Below are 23,153 nucleotides of genomic sequence, written 5' to 3'. Positions count from 1 at the left end.
GGCAGACCTAATACGGTGACCCGCATGCTTGTAACGTTATCTCTATGGTAATGCTTGGTTTAGTAAGTCGTTGAATGTGGTGTGCAGAACTTCCGTTTCTCCACTGTCGTGAAAATAGATCAATATATGGCCGTTTCGGCTGATCAATATTGGGTTACCTGCGCCGTCGTCCGATATTACATATGAGCTTATGAGCTCACTAGAAAGATTTGGGGTGTATTTACGAAACCGCTGAGTTAACTCTATTACTGTTTCGTCACCTATCATATCACCGTTATCGAAGGCGTGAATTGCAATGCCGCAAAATGCGCCGCCAAAAATTTTTATAAAATCAATGTACTGCGTGTCAAATTTGACATTTAAATTTATTTCTGCGTCTTTTATTTCGTTGTCGGTTGCCGGTCGTCCGCGGAGATCATTATCGTTCTCAACCAAATTTTCAATTCTTTTCCGAAGGATGTTGTCCATTATGGGCACCTGGTTGGTGAGGATGATTTCGCATCGATTCTTTTTTGCAACTCGTTAAAGGCTTGATTCGCCCAAAACTCTCTTTTCCAGAAATTAAATTCTGCTCGATTACTGATTCCGTGTCCTTTTTTATTGCCGTGTGGGTGTAGTTCCTTAGAGTTTTTGATGTGATGTTTTTGGGGCATTGCAATTATAGGGCCTTCTGTACGCTGTTTGTAGTGATGTAAATCTATCACATTTCCATGCTTGTCCTTCGGGCTTAATCCATAAAGTTTAGAATTGGGACCGTTAAGGAATAATATTTTATTTAGTTGGGAGTCAGTTAAGTGGCTAAGGCTGTTGTAACCCTGTACTTCAAGGCTCAATCCCCTGCTATCTGTAAATGTAACAGGTGTCAACCCTAGTGGGTCAATCCAAGTGTTTGAATTTGGGGCGAAGCTATATAAGTTCAGACCTCCATTCAGTCCGATTGGGTCTGGCTGATTGAAATGTCCGATATCAAAGTCAAAGAATCTTGTTGTGTTGTAGTGTGCATCAATTTCACGATCATAGTATTGCCCTTGATATCGTAAGTTTTGCTCTCGCGGTTGTCGACTGCCGTGCCACTCGTTGCGCGTTTTGCCCCATCCCTGGTAGTCGCTGCGCCAGATTGCATTGCCATCAGCGTCAGTCAACTGCTCTGGCAGGCCTGCCAAGTTGGTGTGAAAATAGTGAATTGCCTCGCCACCCGGTCTGCCGTCGATCCGCGCCAGCGGGTGATAGCTATCAAGATTGGCATACACATGCAAGCTCGCCAGCCCGCTCTGCACCTCTTCGAGCAGGCGCAAACCTTGCCAGTGAAACAGCACTCGCCTACGCGGCTCTGGGTAATCCTTCTGATAGACCTCCTTGCTGATCCGCCTCCCCAACGGGTCATAGGCAAACACCACACGCTCGCGCTCCCCACTGCGGTACTGCTCCACGCAAACCAGCCGCTGCTCGGCGTCATACTCGAAATACTGCACCCAGTTGCTGCCGATACGCTTCTCGCACAACCGCCCAAAGCGGTCATAGCGGTAGCGCTTGTCCTGATACACCAACACCCGGTTGTGCTTGATCAGGCCATTGAGCTTGGGCCCGTCGAACAGGTTACCGGCCTTGTCATACTTGAAATCCTCGACCTGCGTGGCTTGCCAGTGGGGGCGCGACTGTTGGACGGTTTGCAGTTGCTCGTTGAGGTCGTAGCCGTAACGGTTGCGTCCCGAGTAGCTCTTGCCGGTGTGTGGCAGGTCATTGAAGCACCCGATGATCCGTTCGAGATGCGCGCTCTCATCGTTGGCAGCGTTGGTCATGCCACGGCGCTGGGTCTGGGTCAGTACCTCGGCAACCAGGTTGTCGCTGGCATCGTAGCGATAGGCCTTGTCCAGCAGCGGCAGCACTTCAACAGGGGCGTCGCGGTAATGGATGGCCTTGCCGGCCAGGCGACCGCTGTTGTCGTAGTGCGTGCGCGTGACCAGCTTGCCTTGAGTGCGCAGGACTTCGTCATGCACCGCATCGCGCTCGAAATCACTGATGACCCGGCCGTTGAGGTTGATCTGGTGCAGGTGTCCGCTGCCGTAGTAAAGGTGGTTGAGCTCACGCTGGTCGGGCAGGACCAGCGTCTGCAGGTTGCCCAGCTCGTCATAGCGATACTGCAGCAAGCCCGCGCTGTTGGTTTCGCTGAGCAATTGCCCGTTGGCGTCGTAGGTGTAGTCGAGTTGCTGTTGTTCTCCTTTGTTGTCCGTGAAGGTGATGGACAGCAGATTGTCGGCAGCGTCGTAGCGGTAGTCGGTGGTGCCATCTTCAGTGCGCTTGCTGAGAAGACGGCCGATTGCGTCGCGCTCGAAGTCATGGCGGATGGCGGTCGTGCGTGTCGGCGGAGCGTTGTCGGACAATGGCGGCTGTTCGTCAGGCGAGGGCACATGGGTAAGGCCAGTGACCTCATCCAGCACGTTGTAGGCATAGAGGCGGCCACTGCCATCCAGGTCCTGTTGCGCGACCAGCCGGTCCAGTTCATCCCAACCGAAGCGGTATGACTCGCCATTCTCGTTGGTGAGTTGCAGTAACCGACCATAGGCGTCGTAGCGGAACTTGACGCTGTAACCCATGGCGTCCGTACGCTCGACTAACCGGCCGCTGCGGTTGTAGCGGAACTGCAGGCTTTTTTGCGCAGGGTCGATGTAGCGCGTCAGTTGACCAGCGACGTCAATTTCATAGCGATCGATGCGACCGTCCGGGCGTTCGCTTTCTACCAGATAACCACGTGCGTCATAGCGAAAGTGGGTATGTTCGCCCCGGGCGTTGATGCTTTCGCGCAAGCGGCCATGGGCGTCGTAGTGATATAGCGTCTGGGCATTGCTGCAGTCGCGGTAGCTGAGCAACTGACCGCAGGTGTTCCAGCTCAGGTACTTGTTCTTTTCGAGGGCATCGGTGACCTGGGTAACGCGGCCTTCCGGGTTGTACTGATAGTGTGTTTTGCGGCCCAGCGGGTCCTGCTGCCAAAGCAGGTTGCCGTGGTTGTCATAGCCGTATTGCCGAGTCCGCCCGCCTGTATCGGTGACCTGGACCGGCAATGCCCAATGTCGCAAGTATTTGATGTGTTCGCTGCGGCCGAGGGGGTCGCGGGTTTCGATCAGGCGACCGATATCATCATAGCTGTAGCGCCATTCGCCTCCTTGTGGGTCGATGCGCTTGATTAGCTGCCCCGCGATAACTTCCGCCTGCCAGCAGTTGCCCACAGGGTCGATGTGTTTGTAGACCTCGTACAGTGGGCCCCAGTAGTAGTGATCACGACGGTTGAGGTTGTCCGTGACGAGGGTTTCGCCGTCTTCCAGGTTGTACTCGAACCGGTACTCTTCTCCATCGCTGCCCCAGTGGCGAATCACCCGCCACTCGTGATCGGGTTGGGGTTCCAGCAGCGGTGGCAAGCGGTAGGGCGTACCGTCTAAGCGCTTGGGAGTAGGGCGCTTTGAGGGAGTGTCGAAGCGAGCCCATTCGTATTCACGGACAGCACCGCTAGCCAGTTGATGGCTATTGAGATAGCCCTCGGGGGTGTAAGTGAAGCGGCGGACCCGTTGCTCCGTCGCATCCAGTACCTCGTGCAGTTGCCCGCTGTCGGTGTAGCGATAGCTAACCAGCAGTTCGCTGTGTTCTACAGTCGGTGTTCCGCCGCCCTTCAGGAACACCCGCGATATGTCTCTGACCCGTCGGGAATGCCTGGCGTCATAATGAAGCTGCACGACCGTTTGGCCGTAGTTGTCATAGAGGGCTTTCAGGCGCCCTTGTTCGTCGTACAGCAGGTCTATGCAATTGAGGTTGCGGTCGCCGAGCCTGATCAGCCGTGAGCGTTTCGGGTTCAGCGGGTCGGTATCGAAGACCCGATAAAGCCCTTCATTGATATCTTCGACAACGGTCTGACCGTCCTCCAGCTGAAAGAAGGCCAAGCCGTCCACTACACTGACGAAAGCGTCACCGGCACTGATGCGTCCCAGTTCCAGTCGGTTACCGGCGTTGTCGATGTAGATCCATAGCTCTCCGCCTTGTGGATGTGGAACGCGAGCTAACTCCACCTCATAGGGAATACTCCAGCCCATCCCGAATAGGCCTTCAGCACGCATGTCTTTGCTGTCGTAGCGCCGCGCCCATTGGATGCCCAGCAAACCTGGGAGGCTGAAATCGATGTCCTCCGGGCCCTCCTGCAGCTTGCTCCCCGTCGCAACGGCAACCGGATTCCCTACTGTGCATCCTTTGGTGCGCCCAAACCTTCGGGAGATGAGTATCCCCGCAATGATTCCCGTGAACATCGCAATCTTGCTCTTGCCATTGCGAATATCCCGTACTGTCGCTGTGCCTCCACCAATGCGCACATTCGGTGAGACGTTTTCATTCACATCAATCGTGGCATCACAGGTGGTCTTGTCACCTGAGCGCGCAGCAGGTTGACCTTGGATGAATACTTTGTCTGACCCTTGCGCGATATAGGTTTCGGGCATGGGCGGATGGCGGCTGCATGAGATCTGATCCTTGCTTTTGTCTTGCGCGCCAGCGTCCTTTGGTGTGGTGACGGGTGGCTGGAAGATATCGCGGATCGCCATGCCTAGTCCCACAAACGGGACTAGGTAGGGCACCGCTGCCATGGCCATGGAACCCACGTTCTCCAGAATTGAGGGTTCTACCTGCCCGCCATCGGCTGCTCCTCCGCCAGGTGGCCCAGTTATTCCAGCGGCCCGTGCAGCAGGCTTACTGTTGATGAATACCTTATCTGATCCGCTTTCGATCTTTCCGAAGGGCGTGGGTCCTTGCACGCTGTTACCTAGATTGTCGCAAAAACTGGAGATGGCATCGCCGATAGATTGGTTGTCATCAACGGAGAGAGTGCTCAACGCACCGATCGCCGCCCCCACGACAATACCGATGACGATACCTCCTGTGCCGGCAGTGGCGACAGTGCCGAAAACGGCAAAACTTATGGCGGTCGCTGCGGCTGCAGTGGCTGCGGCATAAATAGCGGCCTCGGCGACCGCGCTGATTATTTCAGCCCAGAGGGAGGGATGCAGTATTTCGTCGCCCATGCGGGCGGCGTGAACGATCTGCGCCATGGGTGGGTAACTCCAAGCGATGGGGAAGGTGTTGTTTTGCCCAGGCTAGGGCCTTAGTTGAATCGAAGCTTTTGCTTAATTGCGCGCCAGTGCTTGATGTCATCGGTGCTCAGTGGGCCTGGCTTGCTGTAATTGAGTACCAGTAGGCGATGCTGACTTGGAATCAGGCAGGCTACTTGGAGCTGGAAGTGAGTCCTGGCGCCCACCAGGAATTCAATGGCCATCTCGCGGGCTTCAACCGGATGATCATCAGCACCCAAATGCGCGATCTTTGCAGGCGTGATGATTATTGCCTTGGACTTTTCACGCAGTATTCGCAGTTGGTCTTCGACGGCGTCGTCCAACGTCTTGTCATTGGCGACGGGGCTACGAGCCATCACCAATGTGGTGTCTCGGGCACGAAAGCGCAGCATGTTCAGCGTCAGGTCTTCGGGTAGTTCCTCACCTAGGTCAAGGATCAGGTCGTGAGTCAGGTATTCAGTCATTGTGGGAGTCCTTTCAGGAACTAATCAGGTGCCAGTACGTGTGATTCGCTACTCAAAGTGCCCATCTACATCGGCCTTGAGTGCACCGCTGTCGCGGCCATTCGCGGTGATAGCCGCGGCTCCGCCTTCAGGATTGAGGTCGAGCTTCGCAGCAGGTGTGTTGATCTGGCCGCTCTGCTGGCCAGTAAGGTTGAAGGTCTCGCAGGTGATGTTGAGCGTGCCATTGGCCTGCATCTCGATCAGGGTCTTGCCGCACTTGAGGCGCAGGGTGTTGCCTGCTTCGACTTCGTAGTCGCCCGCGATGAGGTCGTTCTTGCCGCCACCTACTTTCAAGGTGTCGTTGGCTTTTACGGCGCGCAGTCGGTTGCGGCCGATGGCGACCGATTCGTCCTGGCCAATCTGGTGTGTACGATCGACGCCCACGGAGAGGGACTGGTTGTTATTGACCAAGGTGTTCTGATCTTTCTGGGCGTGAACGAACACCTCCTCCTTGCCCAACTCATCCTCGAACCGCAGCTCGTTAAATCCATCGCCCTTGTGGGTCTGGCTCTTGATGGTCATGCGCGTTTTGTGATCGGGCAGGTCGTAGGGCGGCAGTTGGTCACCGCAGTAGGTGCGCCCGGTGATCATCGGCTGGTCGGGGTCACCATTGACGTACTGGATGATCACGTCCTGGCCGATGCGCGGGATGGCCATCGAGCCCCAGCTGCCACCGGCCCAGCTTTGAGATACGCGCAGCCAGCAGGAACTGAACTCGTTGTTCTGGCTTTCGCGGTCCCAGGGGAAACTGACTTTTACCCGGCCCCATTCATCGCAATAGATCTCTTCGCCCGGTGGGCCGACGACGGTGGCCATGTGTGGGCCGTCGATTCGCGGTTTTTCCAATGGCGCAGGGCGCCATTCGGTCCGACCGGGGACCAGCACGGCGGTCTGCTCGTAGTGCGTGCTTGCATCGACGTCGGCGGCTTCTTCCTGCAGGCTGGTGAACTGGGTGCCTTTATGGATGACCGTGTTCACCCGCCAGTGCGCATTGAGGTCTTTACGCGGATGGCCGGTCAGGGTGAAGCTAAGACCCGGCTGTAGGCGCACGTCATCGCCCTGGACCTCGGCAATACGTACATCATGGCGCAGCGCTGTGATGCGGTTTTCAGTGAACGGCTTGCCCACGGCATCGCGTTTATAGCGGCCTGGGTAATCGAAGTATTCGTACTCTTTGGACTGATGGTCCAGGAAGGGGCCGGCGGCTCTGTGCTCCTGGCGGTAGGCAGGGTTGGTAAAGGTGTAGTCGCGCTGCACTTGGCGGGCAGTACGCACCTGCTCGCTGTAGCGCAAGCGGCGAAGGCAAGGCGTGGCTTGATCGCCGCCGCTGTCGGCGTGGTACAGCACGCTGTCAGGGCCTACAGGCTCGTTGTCATCGTAGAAGCCTTCGTCTTCATCTTCGGCCTTGATGGCACCATGGCTGATCAGGCCGAAGGACTGCAGCCGATCGGTGATGATCAGCTTATGCAGCTTTTCACTGTGCGCGAAGCGGTAGACGAAGCCTTCTTCAGCCGCCAGGCGGGCGATGAACGCCAGGTCCGTCTCGCCGGCCTGAACGCAGAACTCGCGGACCTGATGGTCCATGCTGGCGCGCAGTTCGTACTGGTTGATACCTTGGCGCTGGAGCATCAGCTCAAGAATTTGCGGCACGGTCTTGTGCTGGAAGATGCGCCAGTTCGAACGCAGGTTGGCGCGGGCCAGCTGTGGCTCGATCAGCGCGTCATAGTAGGTGCGGTAGAAGCCACTTTCCGCCTGGCTGAAACGACTGACCAGACCGTGCACGTAACGCACCGGGCGTTCCGCTTCCCAGATGGTGAAGAGCACGGGTTTGTCGAGCAGGTGGCCGAAATCGATATCGTTTTCGAAGCTGATCAACTTCAGCTCCAGTTCGAAAGGTGTGCTGATCCCTTCTCGGAGTTCGAACGACACCACTTCGAATTCAGCTTCGCCAACCAGCGGCTGGAAGCTGTAACGCAAGTCAGATTGGCTAGGCATACAAGATCCTTGTCCGCCGTCTGAATATTTGAAAAGCCCAGGCAGAGCACGCCTGCCTGGGGCATTTGAGTGAGATCAGGCGATCGGTTTGCGCCAGTCGTCAGAGCCTTCGGTACCCGCCTCTACGTGTTTCCAGGTGATCTTGCGATACGTCATCGCCACCTCCACCAGCTGGGTGTAGTTCGCGTTCTCCGCATTCTGAGCGTGGGGTAGCACGGTGTTGATATCGACGATGATGGCGTCTTCCAGCTTGGTGGTGAAGAAGTGCTGCTGCTTGCCCTCTTGCGAGGTGCGGTACCAGCTGACTTCAACCGTTGGCAGCTTTTCGCCATTGACCAGCGCTTGGTACATCAGTGGCGTGGCCTTGTTCAGCGAGCTGGTGAAAATGAAGGGCTTGTGTTGCCGTTGCCCGGTCGGTTGACCGCTTTGCGGGTCGGCGGGGACGGTGACCTGGTGCTTGATTTCCTGCACCAGAATTTCATCTTCATGGCCTTCCTGGTAAACGTTGCCGACGGATTCTGGGGTGAAGGCGCCTGCGGTGATGTTGCCTTGGGTCTGGCCTTCGATCTTGATGTAAGCGGGTGTTGGCATGGCAGTTACTCCTGCGTCCATGTGGGTAAAGCACGCGCACCACGGGTGGCGTGGCCATCGGAAGCGATGGGCTTGTCAGCGAGGCAAAAACCTCGCTAATTCGTTGAATTCAGTGGTGCTTTGTCACGGTTGGCTACTGCTGCAAAATGCCGTTCAGCGACTCCAGCACTTCGGTTGTGATCAGGTGCAAGCGATAGCTGTAGATCCCGTAGGCCACCGCCATGACCAGTGCGGAGATAGCCAGCGGGCTCCACCACGGCCATTGCCGGTTCATGCGGAAATTGCGGGGGGCCACGTTGGTATAGGGATCGCCGACCGACTCCGGCACGGGGCCGCGCAATTCGCGGATGATCCCGTGAAGTTGGTGAATAAGCCCATTCAGTGACTCTTCGCCTTTCGGCGCGATGGCGTACTTGCCCTTCAGGCCCAGGCACAGCGCGAAGTACATGAACTCGATCACGTCCTGGTAGCGCTCGGGCTCCTGCATCAGGCGCGAGAGCACAGTGAAGATTTTCTCCCCACCCCAGGTTTCGTCGTGGAAGATGCTGAGCAGGGGTTCCTGACTCCAGCAACTGGCCTTGCCCCAGGGCCTGTCCATGACTGCTTCATCGATGAAGAGGCACAGGCCGTAGGAGTACGCCAGCAACTGAGTGGGTTCGTAGCCGTGCTGGCGTATCTCCTCGCGAATATTGTCGATCTGGTTGCGTACTTGCTGGTGTACGTCCTTGATATTGGGCAACGCATCCAGGGTGCGCAGACGTATCACCAGGCCGAACAGCGGGGCAGCGGCATCCAGCATCAGGTTTTCGTAACCGCCGCGCAGTTGGAAGTCCGGGTCAGCTGCGTAGCCTGCATAAACAGGCTCTGACTTGGTTTTCTGATCGGAATCTCCAGCTTCTGCGGGTGCGGGTGAGTCGCCGGACAAGGACTCCTCAATCATCGTCTGCAGTTTTTTGCTTTCAATCTGTGCAGCATCAGTGGGGAAGGTTTTGTTATCTACCATGTCATTCACTCCTGATCGCCCAGAACTGCAGTTCAAGTCCAGGGAACTCGCCTGCGACATGAATACCGAAGCCATTGGAGGCCTTCATGGCCGCCCAGGTCGGGTCGCGGCGGTCTAGTTCGAAGTAGGTGAAGCCCGCATGGAAAGGCAGATCCCGCGGCGCCACGGGCAGCGGCACCAGTGGAATACCGGGCAGTTGCAGCGGCACGACCTCGTTCAACGATTCCAGCGAAACGACTTTGGCCTTTTGCACAAACATCTGGCGCAACGTTTGCGGTGGCAAATTGGCGCGCACGGCCAGGATGAAATCGGCTTGGTCGATCAGGCGACGATCTTCCAGTGTGGTGGTCATCACCCCAAACTCCAGCGTCTCCAATGGCAGCGAAACCGCCCGAGGTTGCAGTACCGTGCTCAGTGCCCGGCGAAGGGTGTCTTCCAAGGGCTTGAACGACGTGCGTAGCGCGGTGTGGTGATAGGCGGGATATTCCTGCGGCAGGCGGGTCTCGTCGGTGAAGGTGACGAACTCGCCACAGGCCTGGCTCATGCACAGGTACAGTTGCTCAGGGTGGGTCTGACCCTGCCTGGCCAGATGCTGGAAGCATGGCCACCAGCGGTTCATGGCTTGCAGCAGGTTGAAGTCGCGGATGTCCGCGATGCCGGATTGCCCTGAGGCACCAATACGGGCGGCGAGGTTGCGCGCCCGCTCGCGCAGGGAGTTGGTGATTTCCTCCAGGAAGCGTTGCAGCGCGGGTACGGCACGTACTGAAACGCTGGTGGGATAGAAGCCCTCATCCAGTTGTAGACTCCCATCCGGGCGGCGTTCCAATATGCGTGCCAGAGCCAGCCGTGTGTAAGCGCTACTATCGTCAGTCTTGCGTTTGAGCTGCAGGTTTGGCACTGCCAGGTCAACCTGCACCAGGTCGCCGTCGGCGCTGTGCGTGTCCTTGATTTCCTCTGCCTGTGCGCGGTAGCGGAAGTTGGCGGCATTGTCGGGCCAGCTCACCTCGCGGCCACCTTCGGTACGCAGTGGCAGGCACAGAAAGATCTCGCTGTCTTTGGCGCCGTCGTCCTCGACTTCCAACGGTGGAGGTGGCGGCAGGTCAGCAGGGATATCGAACACCGTGCCGTCCGGCATGATGCCGCGCGCGCGGGTGATGGCGATCTTGCCCAGGCTCAGGTACTCGTCGTTCAACTGTAGTTCGCTGAAGCCATAGAAGGCAGCGTTCAGGGTGCAAAGGCGCTGATGCAACGCTGCTTCGGCGGCACGGGCAGCCTGCTGAAAATGCTGCGGTTTGACGAATAGGCCTTCAGGCCACAAGACGGGATTACGTGAACTCATGAGCGCTCCATGTCAGCGTGAGTAAGCGATAAGGGCAGGGTTAGAGGCGCCATCAGTCCTCCTCCTTGAGCAGAACCTGCGTGTCGTTGAGCAACACCGATAGAATGATCTGGTGGCCGCGGGGCGGAATGCGCAGCACCTGGCTCCAGGTAGCGTTTTCCTGGTTGCGGTAGTCGGCGATCACCGCGACGAAGCGCGTTTCGGGTTCGATGGGCACAAAAGGGATGAACTTGAACTGGCCGGGGCGCAGCAAGTAGTCATCATCGCGGATGTAGGTGCTTCGCAGCGCCTCGGCAGGGTCCTTGTCCAGCAGCTCATAAACACTGTTGCGCAGCAGTGAATCGTCGCGCAGTTGCAGAATCTTGATGGCCATGGGCGTGGCGACGGGCTCGGCAGCCAGGGTGGTGGTGCGCGGCAAGGTCAGGGCAACGGTCGGATCGTCGTAGCTGCCGGGGGCATTTTCCTCCAGGGGGGAGCGCGCAGGCTCCTCGCCGTCTTCCACTGGCATATCTACGGGCGACATCGCTGGAAAGTGTTCCTGAAGGTATTCGAACAAAGCCCCGACTTTTTCAGTCAGCACGTAGGGATCACCTGCGCTCAGGCTAACGGCATAGGGGTTGGGCTCGATGACGGGCTCCAACTCGGGCGCCATCACAACGCTGTTCGGATTGCCATTGAGTGTTGGGCTGGCATTGATGCTGAACGCCACTTGGGTAGGGTGATCCTTGGGCGCTCCGACGGGTATCGAGGGATCCATGACCACTTGGCCGATTTTGTTCAGGGAGTTGCAACCCGAAATCCCGAACAGTGCAATCAGCAGACCGGCCACTAATGAATGTCGCGTCATGGACGTTCTCCTGCAATCAGGTGTTCCAACGGGCTCTTTTGGGCTGCCCCTGTCACTGTGTCCAGTGCCGCCAAGGGATCGTTGCCGATACCTGGCGCGAAGGCCGAGCAGATGTCTGTGACAACGTGCTTGGCGCCTGAAATGGGGCGCCAAGCGTTGGCTGGCGCTTCCAGTAGCCAGTGATCAAGGGTTCGCTGTTCAGGACTGAACAAGTCCTCCAGAGAACGTGCATCGGCCTGCGAAAGTTGAACCTGTAGTCGATAGGCGCCAATGCGCAGTTGGTCACCGTCCTGCAGTCGCCTGGGGGCGAGCGATCCCAAGCTGTCGTGGCTGTCGTTCAGGTAGGTACGCTGACTGCGGTCAATGACGCAGAAGCTGCCCTCCATCCAGCGAATCTCGCAGTGAACCGGCGCAACGGTCTGCTCACGATCGTTGATCCGCCAGGTGGCCCCGGCGCTGCCGAGGGTGCCGCCTGTGCAATCGAATCGATGTCGGGCAGTGACGTTGTGTTGCAACTGATCAAGGTTGGTGATGCTCAAGATCAATGTGCTCATGAGCGCCCCCGGAACCGCACGACGGGGCTGATCTGGCCGTGGCGGTCATCGACAAAGCTGGTCCAGCCCAGGTAGGCGCCCTGGCTACGGTGCAGGCAGAAGGGCGATAGCGCGTTCTGCTTCAGACGCAGCTCCAGGTCATAGGCCAGTCCGTCTCGCAACAGGAAATCGATCAGTGCACGCAAGCGATTGAAATTGAGGCCACTGGGCAACAAGTCACGCAACTGTTCCTGATCGAGTTCGCTGATCACGATGGTGAACTTGCTGCTGCGGGTTCGCGTGCGGCTGCCGACCATGAACGAGCTGCCAAGCTCGCCGTTGCTGCGGCCAAGGCTTACCAGCTGCTTGGCCGTGGTGAGAACCGAGCGGGTTTCGAACTCTCGGATGTGCACCTGTTTCAAGTCGAAACAGTGGGCGATGATGCCGGCGACAGTGCCCGGCGCACGGCTGCGGCTGGCGATGACCCCGGCGAAACTGAGCAACCGGCTCCAAGGCAGCGGCGTGTCGCCGCGCAGTTGTTTGTCATTCAATCCGAGCAGGGCGAAAATGTACTGCGAGAAGCCATCGGTCGCGCCTGGCTGAAAGCGGATGTAATAGCGGTACTTGCGCCAGATGCGGTGCAACAGGCTGAGCAAGTAGTGATTGAAGAAGTCGAAGAACGCCGGTCGTATACCAATGCCGTGGGCATGCTCGTACGACACTTCTTCCAGGTAATAGGTTGGCAAGGGCGAGTCAGTGCCGTGCAGGCCCATGAAGGTGGTGCACACGTGATAGCGGTCCTCCGCTTCACGCATGCGTTCGGCCTTGTACACGTCGGACACAGGAAAGGTCAGCCGCGGGTCGCTGGCAAGCCGCACGCGCCGTCGGATGGCGGGGTCGGGCCAACGCGGTTCCAGGTCATCCCCGTGCAAGCCGTGCAGGCGCTCCAGCAATTGATAGAAGTTGTACTGGTGCGCCTCGGCGAGCAGCTTGTCGGCTAGATCAGCGGTTGTTTGCCGGTCTGGATTGGCCATGTGTAGTGCTCGTTGTTGGTGGTGTTGATCACTTCCAGTTGGTGGAAGGAATTGATGCTGGCGTACAGGGCGAAGAAGTGGGCCAGCACGCAACCGAACAGATACAGGTCGCCTTCGCAGAGGAATGCGCTTTGGTCCAGCTTCAGCCGCGTGCGCAGGCCGCGAATGGGCTGCCCCTTGATCAGCCAATCGAGGGGTTCTGTTTGAACATGCCGGATGCCGTCGAGGCGCTTGCGGGTGATACGGGTTTGCTGGATGTCATGCAGGGCGGCGAAGTCATAGGCATTGATGACCGCTTTAAGCGGCTCGGCAGAGAGCAGCGACAGGTAGTTCAACGACATGTTGGAGATCAGGGCCCACTGCAACTGGCCGTCCAGTACCGGCCGATAGGGGCGGGTTGGAGCACAGATGTTGGTGTAGGTAGCCAGGGGCGGCGTGACCTCGGAAATCACATTGATGTCATCGATAGCCAACGCCCGCGGCAGGTCGCGGTTGGTGCAGGTCAGGTCGATGGAGGCAGTTTCCAGCTCGCCGATGTAGGCGTTGGCGTCTGCGCGGACAAATGCGATGCGGTGGGTGACGCTATCGTCGCGCAGGGATTCTTCAAGCGTGTAGCGGTAGTACAGCGCTGTGCGCCCTTGCACATGCTCGATCTCATGGGCGAACGACTCGAAGGGTCGGAAGGTTCGCAGGTGTTCACCGGTACTGCCATCTGTTGTCGTGCGGGTGCTGATGACCTGATCGACACTGAAGATTTCATAGGCGTGTCGCGCCTCACCTCGGGGAGTGAGCTCAGCCTGGCCGGACTGGTTGGACAGGTCGATAGGCTCGGCGCTGTGACTGAACAGGTTCACCGCAGGGGTGCAGAACAGGCTGAAGTCTGCTCTGCCGACACGTAGCGAATCAGGTAACTGTCGGGTGAAGTGAAATTCGAGGCTGACCTGCTGAGTCGTCTGATCGGGCCAGACTTTCTTCAGCCCGGCTACGCTGAAGAAGTGGAAACGCTCGGGAAATATGAAGTATTCCTGCAGAATCCGGTAGCCGTCGAAGACATTCTGTGGGTAAGGCAGCAAGGCTTCAACCGGGCTGAAGCCTGGGAGGACGATGCTGCTGGCCGTCAGCCGGCGGACCTCGCCATTCACCGTCACTTCGACATGTTTGAGGTATTGCGCAATCCACAGATAAAGGGTGCGGGCAGTTTGAGTATCACCGCTCAAATGAAAATCGAGACTGGCACAGCCCAAGGTGTTCAATGGCCGCTCGACCAAGGTTCTCAGGTCGAGCCGAACCACTGAACTGTCGAGTGTCTGGGTAGCACTCACTGCGTCGATCTCGAACGGATGGATGTCCACCGCCGTGCAGGTCCGAAACTCGCAGGGCACACCATCCACAGGGTTGGAGAACAACCGCGAGCCCTTGGGAATGCGCTGCGACTGGCTGAGCGCTTGCTTGCGCGGGGTGAACTGGATGATCGTGGCGCTCGGCAGAGGCCGCAGGTAATTGGGCCACAGCAGCTGCAGCATCGGGTGCGTCAGCTCCGGCAGGTCGTCCTCCAGCTTCAACCGCAGCTTAGCCGTTAGGAAGGCAAAGGCTTCCATCAGGCGTTGGACATCCGGGTCGCTACCACCCTTGCCGAGCAGCCGGGCAAGTTGTGGGTTGTCCTGAGCGAAGTCGTTCCCCAGTTCATGGAGATAACGCAACTCTTCGCTGAATCGATCCTTTAGTGACATGGGTCACCTCACGCGGGTGTGGCGGTTATGGCCGTTGACCAGCAGCTCCAGTTGCAGCTGCTCCGTGTGGTTGTTGACCTGCACGTGGCAGTCCAGCCTGAAATGCAGCTCCAACGGGGCATGACAATCGGGCACTGCCTTGAGCGTTCGCACGTGGACACGTGGCTCAAAGCGCTGAATGGTGCGGCGGATGTCTGCGCTCACTTGCTTCAGGAGGTCGCCACTGCTTACGTCGTGCCCGTTGAAGTCGCGCAGGCCCAGCTCAGGGCTGCTCTGTGAGCAACCCTGGCGAGCGTTGAGCAGCGTTTCGAGGTGGCGCTTGATGGCGGCGAACTTCTGGGTAGCGTTCTCTTGCCCGGACGGCACCCGGCTTGCGAACTGGTTCGTCACCAAACCATCGAAAAAGCCACTCATTGGGTATCAAGCCGACCAACCAGGGAGATTTCGAAATTCGCTCCCATGTACTTGAAGTGCGGGCGCACGGCGAGCGACACCTGGTACCAGCCCGGATCACCTGCGACGTCCGAAACCTCGACATTTGCAGCACGCAGCGGGCGACGGCTGCGCACATCTGCAGTCGGGTTCTCCTGGTCGGCGACGTATTGCTTGATCCATTTGTTGAGTTCGGATTCAAGGTCCCGTCGCTCCTTCCAGCTGCCGATCTGCTCGCGCTGCAACACCTTGATGTAGTGGGCCAGGCGATTGACGATGAACAGGTAGGGCAGTTGGGTGCCGAGCTTGTAGTTGGTCTGTGCTTGCAGGCCTTCGGGTGTCTTGGGGAAATTTTTCGGCTTCTGCACCGAGTTGGCTGAGAAGAACGCGGCGTTGTCGCTGTCCTTGCGCATGGTCAGGGCGATAAAGCCCTCTTCGGCCAGCTCGAATTCCTTGCGGTCGGAAATCAGTACTTCGGTAGGAATCTTGGCCTGCAGCTGACCCAGCGATTCGTACAGGTGCACCGGCAGGCCTTCGACGGCACCACCCGATTGCGGGCCGATGATGTTGGGGCACCAGCGGTAGCGGGCAAAGCTGTCGTTGATGCAGCTGGCCAGCAGGAAGGCTGAGCTGCCCCACAGGTAATTATCGTGCCGCCCGTCGATCTCCTCGCGGTAGTGATAGCTCTTGGCAGGATTGTCTTGCGGATGATAGGCAGAGCGGAGCATGAAGCGCGGTCCGGTCAGCCCAACATGGCGGGCATCCTCACTTTCACGAAACGCGCGCCACTTGGCATGCCGTGGGCCGGCGAAGATGTCCTTGATCTCCTTCAGGTTGGGCAGCTCTTCAAAGCTGCTGAGGTTGAAGAACTCAGGGGAGGGTGCGGCGAGGAATGGGGCATGCGACATGGCACCGACAGAGGCCATGTAGCTCAATAGTTTGATATCGGGGGAAGAGGGGCCGAAGCTGTAATTGCCGACCATGGCCGCAACTGGCTCGCCACCAAACTGGCCGTAACCTGCGGTGTAAACGTGTTTATACATTCCGCTGCACGTGATATCGGCCGCGTTCTCGAAGTCATCAAGCAAGTCTTCCTTGCTGACATGCAGCACTTCAAGCTTGATGTTCTCGCGAAAGTCCGTACGGTCGACCAGAAGTTTGAGGCTGCGCCAGGCTGACTCAAGTTGCTGAAACTCAGGCTGATGCAGAATGGCATCCATCTGTTTGCTGAGGACTCGATCCAGCTCAGCAATCATTTGATCGACGCGATGTTTGTTGATCAGTTGATCTGGGTCATGGCTTTTAAGGATTTCGGCAATAAAGGCAGATACACCTTGGCGAGCGACTTGATAGCCCTCTTGAGTGGGCACCAACCTGGTTTCTGCCATGATCTGATCGAGCAGGGTGGCGTTGCTCAGTATCTCCGTTGTCGATTCAACCGTGACGGTCGTATTGTTTTGCTTTGGCATGGGACGCTCCGTTGTCTCAGTCTTCTTTCGGCGCTTCGAGCACGAGGTTCAGTTCTTGGGCCAGTTGTTTGCGCGCTTGCTCGTCATTCAGCAGATGCTGCAGTTGCTTGCGGAACGTGGGCACGTTGCCCAAGGGGCCTTTAAGGGCGACCAATGCTTCGCGAAGCTCCAGCAGCTTGTTCAGCTCCGGTACTTGGCGGGCGATGCTGTCTGGCCCGAAATCGTTGATGGCCTTGAACTGCAGGTTGACCGCCAGCTCCGCGTCCGGGGCTGTGTTGAGCGCAGAGGGTACGGACATAGCCAGGCTGACACCGGCATCGTTCAACACATTGTTGAAGGTGTGTTTATCGATGCGCATCACCGAACGGTCTTCCAGGGCACGGGTGTCTTCCAGCCCGAAATCACCAAGCACCAGCATCTTATGCGGTAGCTCTACTTCGGCCTGTTCATCGCCCGTGGCGGGTACGTACTTGATGTTGATACGTTCTTTAGGTGCAACCGATCCCATGGTTTTCGCCATCGCAGAAACTCTCCTTGGTATGTAGGAATTTTCCGTGGAAGTTCTTTAAGTGTGTCTTAAGTGACTTGTAGGAAATTTCACTGATATTGACGTTTCGTTTAAACAAATCTGACTGGTTTTTATAAACAAGCTGGGTCGGACTTCATGAGTCCTTTAAAAACCATGCGCTCGGTGGTAGCGCTTGGTCGAGCACGAAAATGTTAAAAAATATTTGTTTGTATCACCTGTTTTTTATGGGCTAGGCTCTTGTCAGTTTTGGGCGCTCAAAGTAATCGGAGTTCTTGCGCTCGTCGGATAAATGGGGCGTGCGTGTTATTGAGAGAGAATTTTCTTGCGATGACTGGTAAAAAAGCTTATGGGCTAAGTCTAGTGCTGGTATTGAACTTTCTATCGATGCCTGCGTATTCCTATCAGGATTGTCGGCACATCGTTTCTAATCTGGAGCGTTTGGCATGTTTCGATAGATCAGCCGGAACTCCTGCTCATCTTGTGCCTGTGCAATGGTCCGCACCGGAGCAGGACTCGACTACGTTGCGTCGTGTGTTGACCAATGAGGCGGGGCGGTCGCCAGAGGACCTGATGTTTCGCCTCAGGGCTGAAGATGATGGGCTGATGATATCGGCGCCTGCGATTGCTTCGGCCGCACAGCATTCCTATCTGGTGATCAGCTGTTTGCAAAACATTTCCAGGCTGCAATTGGTTGCCGCACAACCCATCGATACCGGTCGCGTGATCGTGCAATTGAAGGGGGAACGTGGCTCAACTGCTCCTACCCCTTGGCAGGTGATGGAGAACGGTCAGGTGCTTGACGCCGGCAGGGGCTTGCCGGGCATCGAGCAGATCAAAAAACTGATAAAGGCCCATCGTATTCACGTCGAGAGTGACAACCCGGCCGTTCACGGTCTGGTCTTTGACGCTCAGGGGCTGGACCCACTCATCGATGAGGCGCGCAAAGCATGTCGCTGGTAGCAGAAGTCAACCCGCAGGAAACTGCCCGGTTGCTTGCTCCCATCGACGCTCAGAGTCCTGCCGGGTTGTTCGATGTAGAGAACGAAACCTACCAGGCCATTGATCAGGAAATGGTCAAGCTGGGCGGGCTGCAGGAGCCCTCAATCGACTGGGCCTACATCGAGGAAGCGTCCCAGCAGTATCTGGGCCAGCAGTGCAAGCATTTGCGCATCGCCGCGCATCTGAGTGCCGCCTGGCTGCGCAGCCGATGCTGGGAGCGTTGGGTTTTTACCCTGGAGATGCTCGCTGGCCTAATCGAACAGTATTGGGAAAGCTCGTATCCGAAACCTGGTCCTAAAGGCTTTCTGGGTAAACGCAAGTTGGTTGCGCTGATACTCAATCGTTTGACCGAAGCGCTGCCACGGCTGGACCGATTCACGTACACCCCCGCTCATGCGGTGTCGGCGCAGGAGGCCTTGCAACGGTTGCAACGGCAGCAAGCTGCAGCGCAATTGGATGAAGCGTTTTTGGGTGAACTTGAGCGCCTGCTTGCTAAATACACAGGGCTTGCCAACGGTGTGGGCGAGCCGACTACAACCTCATCCTTAGCCACGGCCTCTTCGGCGAGCAAGCCTGCGCCGCTGGCTGAGGTCATCGCTACACCAATGCCCCGCGTATCGCTGGGCAACGAGCGCGAATCACGCCAGGCCGTGCTGACCATGGCCGAACTGATCAATCAGCAGGACCCTTACGACCCGACGGGCTACCAGCTACGTCGATTCGGCTTGTGGGCCCACATCCAGGCAGCACCTCAAACCAAGCAAGGCAACCGCACAGAGCTGATGGCCGTGCCACAGGATATCGCCGGGGATTATGAAGAGGCCATTGCAGGCACCGGGATTGACGCGGCATTGCTCCTGCGTATCGAAAAGAGTGTAACCGCTTGCCCTTACTGGATACGCGGCAGCTTCCTGGCGGCAACCGCTGCCAGCCGGCTGGCAATGGGCGAAGTGGCAGAGGCCATTCGCGCCGCGACCGCGCGGTTCGTGCAACGCATGCCGGCATTGCAGCAACTGTGCTTCAGCGACGGCAAGGTGTTTGTCGATGATCAATGCCTGGCATGGCTCAAGGGGGCACATGGCGCATCTGGCCAACAAGCGGCCGACTATGAGTTTGCCAGCCTGCGTGAAGAATTGGTAAGCCAGCTGGAAGCAGGCGGCGTGGAACCCGTCTTGCTCAGGCTACAGGGGATGCAGGCGGATCTCCACGCGCCCCGTGAGCGTTGCCATACCACTGTCATCGCCGCAGACCTGTTGGCCGCTCGGGGCGTGTCTTGGCTGGCGCGGGACTTGTGCGCAGGTGTAGCTAGAACGATGCAGGAAACCACCGCCAGTGCCTGGGAGCCAGAGGTATTTCAACGTCTTCAGCAGTATGCGGTACCGCAGATAGAGGCTGATCGGAACAAGGAACGGAAGTCACGATGAATCAACTATGGAAGCACCTCAAACGTTGGGGCTTGCCCCTGGTGACTCGTATTGGTCTGGCCATGCCGCTGCTGCTCGGGCTGGGTGCTGCATTGATACTGGTGGCCATCTGGTGGCTCGGCCCGCAATGGACGTGGCGTGAACAGCAGCCGTTGGCAAGCATGGCCCATCGAGGGCTGGCCAGTCTGGTACTCGTGGTGGTGTCGCTACTGTGTTGGCTCGTGGTGTTGCGCAAGCGCAATCGCCGTCTGCAGGCAGAGCGCAATCAGGCCGCAGCCGTCGAGCTGGACCGGGTATTGCCGTACGTTCAAGCGCAAGAGCAGGCGTTGGACCAGGGGCTTTCGCTGTTTTTGCATAACGCTGGCGGCCGACGCGCATTGTACCGATTGCCCTGGTATCTGGTGGTGGGTGATCAGCGTGCTGGTAAGACCAGCTTCATTGACCGTACCGAACAAGATTTCTCGCTGACTCGCATCGACAAGGCACAGAAGCGCGGCCGACAGGCGCAAGCGCTGGCGTACCCGATTGGTTGGTGGGTCAGCAACGACGCGGTGATCATCGATCCACCAGGCGCCTTCATCCGCCAAGATTCGTGCTCAATGCCGCCAGCCGAGGAAGCAGACGCACCGGAGGTACCACCCGCTACACCGGCCAGGTTGTGGCAGCACTTACTGGGTTGGCTGGTGCGCAACCGCAGTCGGCGAGCCCTTAACGGCTTGGTATTGGTGATCGACTTGCCTGCGTTAGTGCACGGCACGTCCGAACAACGCGTTGCATTGGCGCATGTGTTGCGCACGCGGCTGTACGAGGTGAGCAGTCAGTTGGGCTCGCGATTGCCGCTTTATGTGGTTCTGAGCAAGTTCGATCTGCTGGATGGTTTTGACCAGCTTTACGCCGGACTTCCCGCCGCTTCGCGGGAAAAGATGCTGGGCTTCACGTTCAAACTGGATGCGATCGGTACGTTTGACGCTTGGCTAGACGAATATGGTGAACAGTACGGTCAGATGATCAGCGAGTTGTTCGAACAGATGGTAGAACGACTGGATGCACTGGACGGTGCGCTGCTGCGAGCCCGCTTGTTCTCATTGCATGCCCAGTTGATCGGTTTGCGCCCAATACTATTGGGCTTCCTCAAAGAAACACTTGCCAGCGACCGCTACACAACGCCTGCTTTGGTGCGTGGCGTGTATTGGTCTTCGGTGGTGCAGCAGGGCGACATGCTCAACGCCTTTGTTCGGGAGGCGGCACAGCCCTACAAGACGAAGCTCCCACTGCTTGAAGGCAAGGCGCAGGGCAAGGCTCTGGTCTATTTCATCCAGCACGCGTTTAGGCGCGTCATCTATCCGGAATCTGGACTCGCTGGGGACAACGTCAAAGTGGCGCGCAACAAGCGCCAGCTGCTCTGGATAGGCTCTGGTGTAGGCGTCCTGGCTTTGTGGGTTGGCATCGCCAGTTGGCAACGCTACTTCGATATCAATGGCGCCAAGGCCGCCAACGTGCTCGCCAAGAGCAGGGAATACAGTCATCACGAGATCGACCAGCGACTGGACCCGACCGGGCGCAACCTATTGGAGCCACTGGACCAGATCCGCGACGCGGTGGCTGTGTTTGGCGACTATCGTGCAGCGTGGCCGGGTGTAGCTGATTTAGGTCTGTATCAAGGACGTGCCATCGGTCCACGCGTGGATGAGGCTTACCTTAGCCTGCTATCCAAGCGTTTCCTGCCAGCCTTGGCCAGTGGGGTAATCGATGCCATGGCCGCGGCACAGCCTGGCAGTGAGCAACAAATGGCTGCCCTCAGGGTTTACCGGATGCTGGAGGACCGCCAGAACCGACGGCCCGACTGGGTCGAGGACTGGATGGCTCGCCAGTGGCAGCAAAAATTCCCAGGCCAAGGGCAATTGCAACGCGACCTGATGCGGCACTTGAAGTATGCACTGGCCTATGCCGATGCCGATCTGCCCCAGTATCGTCAGCGCATCGCCGAGGTGCAGCAGAGTTTGCGCAGGGTCCCGCTTGCCGAGCGGGTCTATGCGGGCCTCAAACAGCAGGCTGAGGAACAGTTGCACACCGGCCTGGACCTGCGTAATCAGGTGGGGCCGGCCTTTGATGTGGTGTATCAGTCAGCTGGCAGTTCCAGGAAAGGCGATGATGTCGTGCTGGCACCGATGCTCACCGCTAAAGGTTTCAAGGAGTACTTCGAACCGCGCAGCCAGCGGTTTGCTGACATGGCGATGATCGACCAGTGGGCGCTGGGTGAGCGCGGCCAGCTCGATTACTCTGACGCTGATCGTGAGGCGTTGAGCGAGCGGCTGCGCAATTTGTACAGCGCGGATTTCATCGACAGTTGGCGGCGCGCCTTGAACGCAATTTCGGTGACTGACTTCCGCGATCTGGACCATGGGGTGGCAATTCTGCAGCAATTCACCGGGCCAGCGGCACCCCTGCATCGGTTGCTGGATACCGTAAAGGACAACACTTTGCTGTCACCAGCCGTGGGCGTTGAGACACTTGAAGATGCTGAAGCGCTAGCACCGCCAGCCAGCACGCCCGAGCAACAACAGGCCTGGGCCATCCAGCGCGCATTTGTTGGGCTGAGCGCCATGCTGCGAGCAACCGGTGAGAAGCCCAGCTACTACGACGAAACCCTTGGAGCCATTACCGCCGTTCATGATTACGCCAAGGCGGTGCAGGACAGCCCCGATAGAGGCAAAGCTGCACTCCAGGCTGTGCATCAACGCTTCTCGATGACGGGTCAGGATCCAATTGGTACCTTGCAGCGAGTCTCTACCGGCTTGCCAGAGCCGATCAACCACCAGGTCAGGAAATTGGCCGATCAAACGGCACAAGTGCTCAACGTCGAAGCCCTGCGCGAGCTGGAGCGGCGTTGGGATGCCGAGGTGTACAGCTTCTTCCAGCAGCGCCTGGCAGGGCGGTATCCCTTCGTAGTGAGAGCACCTGACGCCTCCCTGGACGACTTTGAGGCGTTCTTCGGGCCCAAGGGGCGGCTGCAGCAGTTCAACGACCAGTACCTGAAGGTCTTCCTGAAGGACAACCTTGAAGCCCTGCAGGCCGGCCAGCAAGGGCGCTCGTTGATTCGCAGCGACGTGATCGAACAACTGGAGCAGGCAGATCGCATCCGCGAAACCTTCTTCGATCAGCGCGGCAACCTGAGCGTGCAGTTCAGCATCGAGCCGTTGGGGCTCAGTGCGAACCAGCGTACCAGCCTGCTGGACCTGGATGGCCAATTGATCGCCTACACTCATGGGCCGAGCCAGATCACCGGGATCGTCTGGCCCAATACTTTGGGGCAGCAGGTGCGCAGCAACCTGACCTTGCTGAGGCAGAACGGTAACAGCAGCAGCCTGGAGTACCGCGGGCCATGGTCGATGTTCCGCTTGCTCAGCCGCGGCTCACTCAATGGGCGGACGCCAACCAGCGTAGACCTGAGCTTCCGGACCGGTGATGGCGTGATGCGCTATCGACTAAATGCTGAAAAAGCCTTCAATCCCATCACCCAGCAACCGTTCAAAAGCTTCCGGTTGCCGCGAGGGTTGTTGCAACAGCCGCCCAAGGTGGTTCAGGTAGAGCAGGCGCATGGGCAGCCTTTATGAAAATCA

The 23,153-nt window shown here is 57.9% G+C and carries 17 protein-coding genes; 3 read left to right on the top strand and 14 right to left on the bottom strand.

Annotated elements, in window-relative coordinates:
- Positions 1–42: 42 nt before the first annotated feature.
- The 14 genes from MRBLPB4O_RS17030 to tssB form a co-directional block, all read right to left on the bottom strand.
- On the bottom strand, positions 43–468 hold the full coding sequence (locus MRBLPB4O_RS17030; protein WP_341796014.1) for an SMI1/KNR4 family protein: 426 nt from the start codon (positions 466–468) through the stop codon (positions 43–45).
- Positions 468–5,084 carry an RHS repeat-associated core domain-containing protein gene (locus MRBLPB4O_RS17025; protein ID WP_341796013.1) on the bottom strand — a complete coding sequence of 1,539 codons (4,617 nt, stop codon included), beginning with the start codon at positions 5,082–5,084 and terminating at the stop codon, positions 468–470. The genes MRBLPB4O_RS17030 and MRBLPB4O_RS17025 overlap by 1 nt, the downstream gene beginning before the upstream one ends.
- A gap of 53 nt (positions 5,085–5,137) precedes the next feature.
- A complete protein-coding gene (locus tag MRBLPB4O_RS17020) occupies positions 5,138–5,569 on the bottom strand; it encodes a DcrB-related protein (protein ID WP_341796012.1) in 432 nt (143 codons plus the stop codon).
- A gap of 48 nt (positions 5,570–5,617) precedes the next feature.
- Entirely contained in the window at positions 5,618–7,603 is a 1,986-nt protein-coding gene (tssI, locus tag MRBLPB4O_RS17015) for a type VI secretion system tip protein TssI/VgrG (RefSeq protein WP_341796011.1), read from the bottom strand.
- A 75-nt stretch (positions 7,604–7,678) separates the two neighbouring features.
- Positions 7,679–8,194 (bottom strand): Hcp family type VI secretion system effector, encoded by a 516-nt coding sequence (locus tag MRBLPB4O_RS17010; protein ID WP_341796010.1) that lies wholly within the window; start codon positions 8,192–8,194, stop codon positions 7,679–7,681.
- Positions 8,195–8,327: 133 nt separating this feature from the next.
- A complete protein-coding gene (gene icmH, locus MRBLPB4O_RS17005) occupies positions 8,328–9,197 on the bottom strand; it encodes a type IVB secretion system protein IcmH/DotU (protein ID WP_341796009.1) in 870 nt (289 codons plus the stop codon).
- A 1-nt stretch (position 9,198) separates the two neighbouring features.
- Positions 9,199–10,536: a type VI secretion system baseplate subunit TssK gene (gene tssK / locus MRBLPB4O_RS17000; protein ID WP_341796008.1), complete on the bottom strand. Its 1,338-nt coding sequence runs from the start codon at positions 10,534–10,536 to the stop codon at positions 9,199–9,201.
- A gap of 52 nt (positions 10,537–10,588) precedes the next feature.
- Positions 10,589–11,383, bottom strand: coding sequence for a type VI secretion system lipoprotein TssJ (tssJ, locus tag MRBLPB4O_RS16995; RefSeq protein WP_341796007.1), 795 nt, complete (start codon positions 11,381–11,383; stop codon positions 10,589–10,591).
- On the bottom strand, positions 11,380–11,937 hold the full coding sequence (locus MRBLPB4O_RS16990; protein WP_341796006.1) for an FHA domain-containing protein: 558 nt from the start codon (positions 11,935–11,937) through the stop codon (positions 11,380–11,382). Before MRBLPB4O_RS16990 ends, tssJ begins: the two co-directional genes overlap by 4 nt.
- The gene (gene tssG / locus MRBLPB4O_RS16985) at positions 11,934–12,950 is read right to left on the bottom strand and encodes a type VI secretion system baseplate subunit TssG (protein WP_341796005.1); all 1,017 of its coding nucleotides are present in this window, start codon (positions 12,948–12,950) and stop codon (positions 11,934–11,936) included. Before tssG ends, MRBLPB4O_RS16990 begins: the two co-directional genes overlap by 4 nt.
- Positions 12,914–14,680: a type VI secretion system baseplate subunit TssF gene (gene tssF, locus MRBLPB4O_RS16980; protein ID WP_341796004.1), complete on the bottom strand. Its 1,767-nt coding sequence runs from the start codon at positions 14,678–14,680 to the stop codon at positions 12,914–12,916. Before tssF ends, tssG begins: the two co-directional genes overlap by 37 nt.
- A gap of 3 nt (positions 14,681–14,683) precedes the next feature.
- The gene (gene tssE, locus MRBLPB4O_RS16975; RefSeq protein ID WP_341796003.1) at positions 14,684–15,094 is read right to left on the bottom strand and encodes a type VI secretion system baseplate subunit TssE; all 411 of its coding nucleotides are present in this window, start codon (positions 15,092–15,094) and stop codon (positions 14,684–14,686) included.
- Complete coding sequence (tssC, locus tag MRBLPB4O_RS16970) at positions 15,091–16,581, bottom strand: type VI secretion system contractile sheath large subunit (RefSeq protein ID WP_341796002.1); 1,491 nt, start codon at positions 16,579–16,581, stop codon at positions 15,091–15,093. Before tssC ends, tssE begins: the two co-directional genes overlap by 4 nt.
- A 16-nt stretch (positions 16,582–16,597) precedes the next feature.
- Positions 16,598–17,101 carry a type VI secretion system contractile sheath small subunit gene (gene tssB, locus MRBLPB4O_RS16965; protein ID WP_341796001.1) on the bottom strand — a complete coding sequence of 168 codons (504 nt, stop codon included), beginning with the start codon at positions 17,099–17,101 and terminating at the stop codon, positions 16,598–16,600.
- A 336-nt stretch (positions 17,102–17,437) separates the two neighbouring features.
- On the opposite strand from tssB, the gene vasI reads away from it, so the two are divergent.
- Genes vasI through tssM form a run of 3 tightly spaced genes read left to right on the top strand, consistent with a single transcriptional unit; the run spans position 17,438 to position 23,147 of the window.
- Positions 17,438–18,070, top strand: coding sequence for a type VI secretion system-associated protein VasI (vasI, locus tag MRBLPB4O_RS16960; protein ID WP_341796000.1), 633 nt, complete (start codon positions 17,438–17,440; stop codon positions 18,068–18,070).
- Positions 18,058–19,533, top strand: coding sequence for a type VI secretion system protein TssA (gene tssA / locus MRBLPB4O_RS16955; protein WP_341795999.1), 1,476 nt, complete (start codon positions 18,058–18,060; stop codon positions 19,531–19,533). The genes vasI and tssA overlap by 13 nt, the downstream gene beginning before the upstream one ends.
- The gene (gene tssM / locus MRBLPB4O_RS16950) at positions 19,530–23,147 is read left to right on the top strand and encodes a type VI secretion system membrane subunit TssM (protein WP_341795998.1); all 3,618 of its coding nucleotides are present in this window, start codon (positions 19,530–19,532) and stop codon (positions 23,145–23,147) included. The genes tssA and tssM overlap by 4 nt, the downstream gene beginning before the upstream one ends.
- Positions 23,148–23,153 lie beyond the last annotated feature (6 nt).

It is taken from the genome of Pseudomonas sp. LPB4.O, from assembly GCF_038383825.1.
Lineage (GTDB): Bacteria > Pseudomonadota > Gammaproteobacteria > Pseudomonadales > Pseudomonadaceae > Aquipseudomonas > Aquipseudomonas putida.
The sequence above is the reverse complement of the archived record's forward strand: the minus strand, read 5'-3'. Positions and strand labels throughout refer to the sequence as shown.

Excerpts from the sequence above, each read along its gene's own strand:
- tssC (WP_341796002.1), bottom strand. The coding sequence starts at position 16,581 with ATGCCAAAGCAAAACAATACGACCGTCACGGTTGAATCGACAACGGAG.
- MRBLPB4O_RS17010 (WP_341796010.1), bottom strand. The coding sequence starts at position 8,194 with ATGCCAACACCCGCTTACATCAAGATCGAAGGCCAGACCCAAGGCAAC.
- tssB (WP_341796001.1), bottom strand. The coding sequence starts at position 17,101 with ATGGCGAAAACCATGGGATCGGTTGCACCTAAAGAACGTATCAACATC.
- tssG (WP_341796005.1), bottom strand. The coding sequence starts at position 12,950 with ATGGCCAATCCAGACCGGCAAACAACCGCTGATCTAGCCGACAAGCTG.
- vasI (WP_341796000.1), top strand. The coding sequence starts at position 17,438 with ATGACTGGTAAAAAAGCTTATGGGCTAAGTCTAGTGCTGGTATTGAAC.
- tssK (WP_341796008.1), bottom strand. The coding sequence starts at position 10,536 with ATGAGTTCACGTAATCCCGTCTTGTGGCCTGAAGGCCTATTCGTCAAA.
- MRBLPB4O_RS17030 (WP_341796014.1), bottom strand. The coding sequence starts at position 468 with ATGGACAACATCCTTCGGAAAAGAATTGAAAATTTGGTTGAGAACGAT.
- MRBLPB4O_RS17025 (WP_341796013.1), bottom strand. The coding sequence starts at position 5,084 with ATGGCGCAGATCGTTCACGCCGCCCGCATGGGCGACGAAATACTGCAT.
- tssE (WP_341796003.1), bottom strand. The coding sequence starts at position 15,094 with ATGAGTGGCTTTTTCGATGGTTTGGTGACGAACCAGTTCGCAAGCCGG.
- tssA (WP_341795999.1), top strand. The coding sequence starts at position 18,058 with ATGTCGCTGGTAGCAGAAGTCAACCCGCAGGAAACTGCCCGGTTGCTT.
- MRBLPB4O_RS17020 (WP_341796012.1), bottom strand. The coding sequence starts at position 5,569 with ATGACTGAATACCTGACTCACGACCTGATCCTTGACCTAGGTGAGGAA.
- icmH (WP_341796009.1), bottom strand. The coding sequence starts at position 9,197 with ATGGTAGATAACAAAACCTTCCCCACTGATGCTGCACAGATTGAAAGC.
- MRBLPB4O_RS16990 (WP_341796006.1), bottom strand. The coding sequence starts at position 11,937 with ATGAGCACATTGATCTTGAGCATCACCAACCTTGATCAGTTGCAACAC.
- tssM (WP_341795998.1), top strand. The coding sequence starts at position 19,530 with ATGAATCAACTATGGAAGCACCTCAAACGTTGGGGCTTGCCCCTGGTG.
- tssI (WP_341796011.1), bottom strand. The coding sequence starts at position 7,603 with ATGCCTAGCCAATCTGACTTGCGTTACAGCTTCCAGCCGCTGGTTGGC.
- tssF (WP_341796004.1), bottom strand. The coding sequence starts at position 14,680 with ATGTCACTAAAGGATCGATTCAGCGAAGAGTTGCGTTATCTCCATGAA.
- tssJ (WP_341796007.1), bottom strand. The coding sequence starts at position 11,383 with ATGACGCGACATTCATTAGTGGCCGGTCTGCTGATTGCACTGTTCGGG.